This is a genomic window from Stenotrophomonas sp. STEN020 (assembly GCF_056760195.1).
The window spans coordinates 1-5,496 of sequence record NZ_JBRREI010000103.1 but is presented as its reverse complement, the minus strand read 5'-3'; the positions used below and the strand labels follow the sequence as shown (position 1 = coordinate 5,496).

The following is a 5,496-nucleotide window of genomic DNA, read 5'->3' as shown; positions in this document are numbered from 1 at the left end:
GGGGGGGCGGGGGGCGCCGCGACCCCCGCACAACACCATTGGCCACTGATCCCAAGCGCGTACGCCGGGCCCGCTGCGCGGCTCCCGCCGCTCCTACAAGTGCTTATCAGTGCTATGCACTGACTTGGCTTTTTTTAATCAGGCCACGGTTACGTGCAGGCGGACATCCACATTGCCGCGCGTAGCGTTCGAGTACGGGCAGATCTTGTGCGCGGCTTCGACCAGGCGCTGGGCGTCGGCTTGGTCCAGACCTTTCACTTCAACGTGCAGGTCGATGTCCAATGCGTAGCCGCCTTCGGCGGTCTGGCCGATGCCTACTTCCACCGAGGTGGCGGTACCGGCTGGCTGCAACTGCAGCTGCTTTGCGGCTACCGGTAAGGCGTTGTCGAAGCAGGCGGCGTAGCCGAGGGCGAACAGCTGCTCGGGGTTTGCGCCGGCCTTGCCGGAACCCGGCAGGGCCAGATCAAGTGCGAGGCTGCCGTCGTCCAGTGCGGTGCGGCCGGCGCGGCCACCGGTGGCGGTGGCGCGGGTTTTGTAGAAGATCTTCATTGCCGATTCCTTATGGGGTGCGTTGGGTACGTCGGTTGGAGGCGGATTTGGAGCTGTTTGTTGACTGCGTGTTTCCCGGGTGCGCTTCGCTTACCCGGGCTACGCGGCTCAGGCCAGTTGTGCGAGCAATGCCTTGGCCACGGCTTCTGAGCTGGCCGGGTTCTGGCCGGTGACGAGGTGGCCGTCGCTGAGCACGTAAGGCGCCCAATCTTGCCCCTTGCTGTAATCACCACCGAGGCGGGTGAACTCGTCTTCGATCAGGAAGGGCACCACCGCGCTCAGGCCGACGGCGTCTTCTTCGCTGTTGGAGAAACCGGTGACTTTGCGGCCGGCAACCAACGGCTTGCCGTCTGCAGCGCGTGCGGCGATCAGCGCGCCGGGTGCGTGGCAGACCAGACCGAGTGGCTTGTTGGCCCGGTTGAAGGTTTCGATCAGTGCGATGGAGTCCGCATCGCGGGCCAGATCCCACAATGGGCCATGGCCGCCGGGGTAGAACACCGCGTCGAACTTTGCGGCGTCGATCTGCTTCAGTGGCAGCGTGGTGGCGAGTTGCTGCTGGGCGTCGCGGTCGTTGCGGAAGCGGTCGGTAGCCGGGGTCTGTGCATCGGGCTCATCGCTGCGCGGGTCCAGCGGCGGTTGGCCGCCGGCCGGCGATGCGAGGGTGATGGTGGCGCCGGCATCCTTGAACACGTAATACGGGGCGGCGAACTCCTCCAGCCAGAAGCCGGTCTTGTGCCCGGTGTCGCCGAGCTGGTCGTGCGAGGTCAGTACGAACAGAACATTCATGGCAGTGCCTTCAATGGGTGGGGGTGGAAAGTGCGACGGTGTTGCCGCACAACAGCAGGTGTTCGGTGGCTTCGCGTGCCTGTTGCAGCGGCAGGCGGTCCTGGCTGAGCTTGGACAGCAGGGCCGCACCCAACCACATCTGGTACAGCACGCGGGCGACATGCAGTGCAGGCTTGCCGTTCGGCAGCGAGCCGTCGGCACGGCCTTCTTCGACCAGTGCAGCAATACGTTGCAGCAGGCGCTGCACGCCTTGGTCGAGCACGCGGCGCATGTCTTCGGATAGGTCGGACACTTCAGCGGCCAGCTTCACCACCAGGCATTCCTCGGCCCAGCCCTGCGCTGGGTCGGCCGGGTCACGCGCCCAGGCGTCCCAGTAGCGCATCAGGCGTTCGCGGCCATTGCCGGGTTCGGCCAGCAGCTGCTCGAGCTTGCACCCGTAGCCGTCTACGTACTGTTGCAGCAGCTCGCAGCCGAACACTTCCTTTGACGCGAAGTAGTGATAGAACGAGCCCTTGGGCACGGCGCAGGCCTTGAGGATTTCCTGCAGGCCAAGGGCGGCAAAGCCCTTCTGCAGGACCAGCCGGTAACCGGTGTCCAGGATGTGCTGGCGGGTGGCTTGGGCTTTGGGGGATAGGTTCATGGAGCGGAGCTTACTCCGAATAGACCGGTCGTCTATTAACAGGTGATTACTGGAACCTGTGGCCACAGCTCGAGGAGAAAAAGGACTGCCCAGGCTTTTCCCTTCTCCCGCCTGCGGGAGAAGGTGCCCCGAAGGGGCGGATGAGGGGAGCTTTGGCTTTGGCTTTGGCTTCATCGCCTAAAGCCAGGCGCGGCTGGTTTATCCGCAGATCAACGATTGCTGCTTCGTTCTGCCCTCACCCCAACCCCTCTCCCGCGAGCGGGAGAGGGGCTCTGGCCGTCGAGGATTTCAGAGGAAGGCCCAACTTCGCTCATTTCCTCGCAAGTTCCGCGCATCGCGCAGGCGCGGCACTCCTGCCCACGCTGCTGCAAGTGCCCCCAAGGCTTACCAAGACGGCCCTGAAGCACCGCACCGCAGGCGACTGCAGCAAAGCCCCAAATTTCAAACAAACGATTAAAACACTGCTAATTTCGCCGAACTGGACAGCATTCCCCGCTTCCCTCACACTGCCGCCCTTCCCCGCCGACCCTTGGCACATGGCAAAACTGCTGGTCCTTCACGGCCCCAACCTCAACCTGCTGGGCACCCGCGAGCCCGACGTCTACGGCCACACCACCTTGGCCCAGATCGACGCTGCGCTCGCTGCACAGGCACAGGCGCAGGGGCACCAGAGCGAGCACCTGCAGTCCAACGCCGAGCATGTGCTGGTGGACCGGGTGCAGGCTGCGCGTGCCGATGGAACCGCTTTCATCCTGATCAACCCCGCCGCCTTCACTCATACCTCGGTAGCCCTGCGCGATGCGCTGGCTGGGGTGGCGATTCCGTTCATCGAGATTCACCTGTCCAACCCGCATGCCCGTGAACCTTTCCGCCAGCACAGCTATCTGAGTGACAAGGCGGTGGGTGTCATCTGCGGCTTCGGCGCCGACAGCTACCGTTACGCCATGGACGCCGCTCTGCAGCGGCTCTGAACCATCCCTTGGCAGATGCCGCGTTGTTGCGGGTATCTGCAGACAACACCCAAAGAGGCATTCAATGGATCTGCGCAAAATCAAGAAGCTCATCGACCTGCTGGAAGAGTCGAACCTGGCTGAAATCGAGATCAAGGAAGGCGAAGAGTCCGTACGCCTGTCGCGTAACCCGGTTGGCACCTACGTCGCCGCGCCGGCACCGGTCTATGCCGCTGCCCCGGCTGCTGCTCCGGCCATGCCGATGAGCGGCCCGACCGAAGCCTCCACCGGCGGCACCGCCAAGCCGGGCAACGCCCTGCCGGAAGGCCACGTGCAGCGCGCACCGATGGTCGGCACCTTCTATTCCTCGTCCTCGCCGGACAAGCCGGCCTTCGTCAGCGTTGGCCAGACCGTCAAGGCCGGTGAAACCCTGGCCATCATCGAAGCGATGAAGATGTTCAACCCGATCGAGGCCGAAGTGTCCGGCACCGTGGTGGCCATCCTCGGCGAGAACGGCAGCCCGGTTGAATTCGACCAGCCGCTGTTCGTGATCCAGTAAAGCCGGGAGTCGGGAATGGAGAATGGAGACTCGCCAAAGCGGCCGCACGAGCGGCTCGACGTATGGCGAGACTCCATGGACATGGTGGAAATGGTCTACAAGGCTTCTGAAGCTTTCCCGCGATCCGAGCTTTTCGGATTGACGTCGCAGCTGCGGCGATCCGCGGTCAGCGTGCCGGCCAACATCGCCGAGGGCGCTGCCCGCCGCTCCACTCCCGAATACCTGCGTTTTCTATCAATTGCTCGTGGATCGTTGTCTGAAGCAAGCACCCATCTGCAGATCGCCTGCCGCTTGGGCTACATCAGCCAAATTGCCGCACTTGATGAGCTGATTGATCGGATTTTCGCGCGCTTGACCGCTTTGATGAACGCTCTACAAAAGCGTGGGAACTAAAGATGCAAGCTCTTTCCCATTCCCGATTCCCCACTCCCCATTCACGGCCCTGACATGCTCGATAAAGTCGTAATCGCCAACCGGGGTGAAATCGCGCTGCGCATCCTGCGCGCGTGCCACACCCTCGGCATCCGCACGGTCGCGGTGCATTCCACCGTTGACCGCAATCTCAAGCACGTGGCCATGGCCGACGAGTCGGTCTGCATTGGTCCGGCACCGTCGTCGGAAAGCTACCTCAACATCCCGGCACTGATCGCCGCGGCCGAGGTCACCGACGCGCAGGCCATCCACCCGGGTTACGGCTTCCTGTCCGAGAACGCCGACTTCGCCGAGCGCGTTGAGCAGTCCGGTTTCATCTTCATCGGCCCGCGCGCGGAAACCATCCGCCTGATGGGTGACAAGGTTGAAGCCATCCGCGCGATGAAGGCCGCCGGCGTGCCGTGCGTGCCCGGTTCGGGCGGCCCGCTGGGCGAAGACATCGTCGCCAACACCAAGATCGCCCGTGAGATCGGTTACCCGGTCATCATCAAGGCCTCCGGTGGCGGTGGCGGCCGCGGCATGCGCGTTGTGCATGCCGAGGGCGCATTGAAGGCCTCCATCGAAACCACCAAGTCCGAAGCCAAGGCGGCATTCGGCAATGGTGAGGTCTACATGGAGAAGTACCTGGAAAATCCGCGTCACGTGGAAATCCAGGTGCTGGCCGACGGCCAGGGCAACGCCATCCACCTCGGTGAACGCGACTGCTCGATGCAGCGCCGCCACCAGAAGGTGGTGGAAGAAGCACCGGCACCGGGCATCAGCGCCGAACTGCGCGAGCAGATCGGCAAGGTCTGCGTGGAAGCCTGCATCCGCATCGGCTACCGCGGCGCCGGCACCTTCGAGTTCCTGTTCGAAGACGGCAAGTTCTACTTCATCGAAATGAACACCCGCGTGCAGGTGGAACATCCGGTGACCGAGATGGTGACCGGCATCGATCTGGTTGCCGAACAGCTGCGCATTGCCTCCGGCCAGAAGCTGACCATCAAGCAGAGCGACGTGGTGCTGCACGGCCACGCGATCGAATGCCGCATCAACGCCGAGGACGCGGAAACCTTCATTCCCAGCCCCGGCCTGATCACCGGTTTCTATCCGCCGGGTGGCCCGGGTGTGCGCGTTGATACGCACATCTACGCTGGTTACAAGGTGCCGCCGAACTACGACTCGATGATTGGCAAGCTGATCGTGCACGGTCCGGACCGCGAAACCGCCATTGCCCGCATGCGGGTGGCGCTGAGCGAGATGGTGGTGGACGGCATCAAGACCAACGTCGCGTTGCAGCAGCGCATCATGCGCGACCAGGGCTTCCAGGCCGGTGGACAGAACATCCATTACCTGGAAAAGCGTCTGGCCGAGCGCAAGACCCGTTCGATCGCGTTGACCTGATCGAAGGTGGGTGCCGGGCAACGCCCGGCACCTGCTTCCTGTAGTGCCGAGCCATGCTCGGCATCTGCTTTCTGTAGTGCCGAGCCATGCTCGGCATCTGCTTTCTGTAGTGCCGAGCCATGCTCGGCATCTGCTTTCTGTAGTGCCGAGCCATGCTCGGCATGGGCATTACCAGCAGAGCCCCAGCCGAGCATGGC

At 63.4% G+C, this 5,496-nt stretch carries 8 protein-coding genes; 4 read left to right on the top strand and 4 right to left on the bottom strand.

Annotated elements, in window-relative coordinates; all coding sequences use genetic code 11:
• Positions 1–138: 138 nt before the first annotated feature.
• The 3 genes from ACVOLZ_RS22015 to ACVOLZ_RS22005 all read right to left on the bottom strand — a co-directional run bounded on the left by ACVOLZ_RS22015 (position 139) and on the right by ACVOLZ_RS22005 (position 1,975).
• Positions 139–549, bottom strand: a complete 411-nt coding sequence (locus tag ACVOLZ_RS22015) for an organic hydroperoxide resistance protein (RefSeq protein WP_481517993.1) — start codon at positions 547–549, stop codon at positions 139–141.
• Between the two features lie 108 nt (positions 550–657).
• Positions 658–1,335: a type 1 glutamine amidotransferase domain-containing protein gene (locus ACVOLZ_RS22010; protein ID WP_481517992.1), complete on the bottom strand. Its 678-nt coding sequence runs from the start codon at positions 1,333–1,335 to the stop codon at positions 658–660.
• Positions 1,336–1,345: 10 nt separating this feature from the next.
• Positions 1,346–1,975: a TetR/AcrR family transcriptional regulator gene (locus ACVOLZ_RS22005; protein ID WP_481517991.1), complete on the bottom strand. Its 630-nt coding sequence runs from the start codon at positions 1,973–1,975 to the stop codon at positions 1,346–1,348.
• Between the two features lie 536 nt (positions 1,976–2,511).
• On the opposite strand from ACVOLZ_RS22005, the gene aroQ reads away from it, so the two are divergent.
• The 4 genes from aroQ (at position 2,512) to accC (ending at position 5,299) form a co-directional block, all read left to right on the top strand.
• Positions 2,512–2,946 (top strand): type II 3-dehydroquinate dehydratase, encoded by a 435-nt coding sequence (gene aroQ, locus ACVOLZ_RS22000; RefSeq protein WP_481517990.1) that lies wholly within the window; start codon positions 2,512–2,514, stop codon positions 2,944–2,946.
• Between the two features lie 64 nt (positions 2,947–3,010).
• On the top strand, positions 3,011–3,484 hold the full coding sequence (gene accB / locus ACVOLZ_RS21995; RefSeq protein WP_481517989.1) for an acetyl-CoA carboxylase biotin carboxyl carrier protein: 474 nt from the start codon (positions 3,011–3,013) through the stop codon (positions 3,482–3,484).
• A 15-nt stretch (positions 3,485–3,499) separates the two neighbouring features.
• Positions 3,500–3,877 (top strand): four helix bundle protein, encoded by a 378-nt coding sequence (locus ACVOLZ_RS21990; protein ID WP_481517988.1) that lies wholly within the window; start codon positions 3,500–3,502, stop codon positions 3,875–3,877.
• Between the two features lie 54 nt (positions 3,878–3,931).
• Complete coding sequence (accC, locus tag ACVOLZ_RS21985) at positions 3,932–5,299, top strand: acetyl-CoA carboxylase biotin carboxylase subunit (RefSeq protein ID WP_481517987.1); 1,368 nt, start codon at positions 3,932–3,934, stop codon at positions 5,297–5,299.
• Here accC and ACVOLZ_RS21980 read toward each other — a convergent pair.
• On the bottom strand, positions 5,245–5,496 hold a 252-nt coding region (locus ACVOLZ_RS21980), incomplete at its 5' end, for a hypothetical protein (RefSeq protein ID WP_481517986.1). The genes accC and ACVOLZ_RS21980 overlap by 55 nt on opposite strands.